The organism is Bartonella sp. LJL80, assembly GCF_054871565.1.
This window is the reverse complement of sequence record NZ_JBTXLM010000032.1, coordinates 1-1,082: the sequence shown is the minus strand read 5'-3', so window position 1 is coordinate 1,082 and position 1,082 is coordinate 1. Positions and strand designations below refer to the sequence as shown.

At 50.1% G+C, this 1,082-nt stretch carries 2 protein-coding genes; both read left to right on the top strand.

Annotated features, from left to right (window positions below; translation table 11 throughout):
* On the top strand, positions 1–493 hold a 493-nt coding region (locus ACYSNS_RS14530; protein WP_461723895.1), incomplete at its 5' end, for a hypothetical protein.
* Between the two features lie 132 nt (positions 494–625).
* A partial coding sequence (locus ACYSNS_RS14525; RefSeq protein ID WP_461723894.1) for a LysM peptidoglycan-binding domain-containing protein occupies positions 626–1,082 on the top strand: 457 nt, incomplete at its 3' end.

Genomic DNA, 1,082 nt, shown 5'->3' with positions numbered 1-1,082 from the left:
CCCCCCCCCCCCCCCCCCCCCCAATAAATTAAGTAAAAACAAATACTTAAGTTTTTTCGTTGAGCCTTGCTCCGTAAAACTTTCAAAAAATTTAAATCGCTTCTTTAAGGCAGCTGCTCAAAGAGCAGGGGGTCTCCTCTTATCTGTCGCCGTGTCTGGTTTTTGCTCTCGTCTTGTTAAGCTGCGACAGTCAGAACAGCGATTCAATGTGTCTTCTGTTGGCAGGTCATTCTGTTTTGATGTTTGGGCTCATCAGTATCGTATCCATCCATGCAGTTTTTTAAATCGCCAGAGCCATTACAAAAAAACGTTGAATAAAATGCGTTTACCGCCAAGCGGTGCCGTGGGGCAAAAATCCTATGCCCTTAGTATGGCTTTTTCAAAATTCCGCTCATCTGTGTGGAGATACATCCGGTTCCTGACCCCAGGATCGGATGGTGCGGGGGATCTGGTTTATCCGATCCCGCTGAGGCTTCTGACACCTACCCCGTGAACGAAGCCTTTGGGTTGCAAGCATGACCCTGTTTGCACACCCATCGGGAGCGGATTGCACGACCCCGCAATCCGCTCCCTCAAAAGAACCATTTTGATTTATCCATACAGAAATAGCGGGAATATCATGTCTATGCGCAGTAACTTTTTGAGCGTCTTTGTATCAAAGGCCGTGTCGTGGTTGATGATTGTCTTCTACCTATGCTCGTCCTTTCTGATGGTGGCCATGCCAGTGCAGGCTGCACCAAGAAACTCTGGAAGTGAACGCTATGCCGCCGATAACAGCCTGTTCGGGCAGGGGGCTTATGGTGCAAGCGCTTCGCTTGATGGCTATAGCACGCCGGTGATGACGCGCGGCTATGTGCTTGTGTCCGGCGATACGCTTGATAGTGTTGCCAAGCGCTATAATCTGAGTGTCGAAGGATTGCGCCGTCTTAATCAGGATCGCTTCTTCAAGAATGGTTTTGATCAGGTAAAGGCTGGCGATACCGTCTATGTGCCTATAGCGCCGGTGTCGGATGAGATGGCACGCTATCTGGAAGGCGATGCATCACAGAATGGCGCCATCACATCGCTTGCCTCGCAGGCAG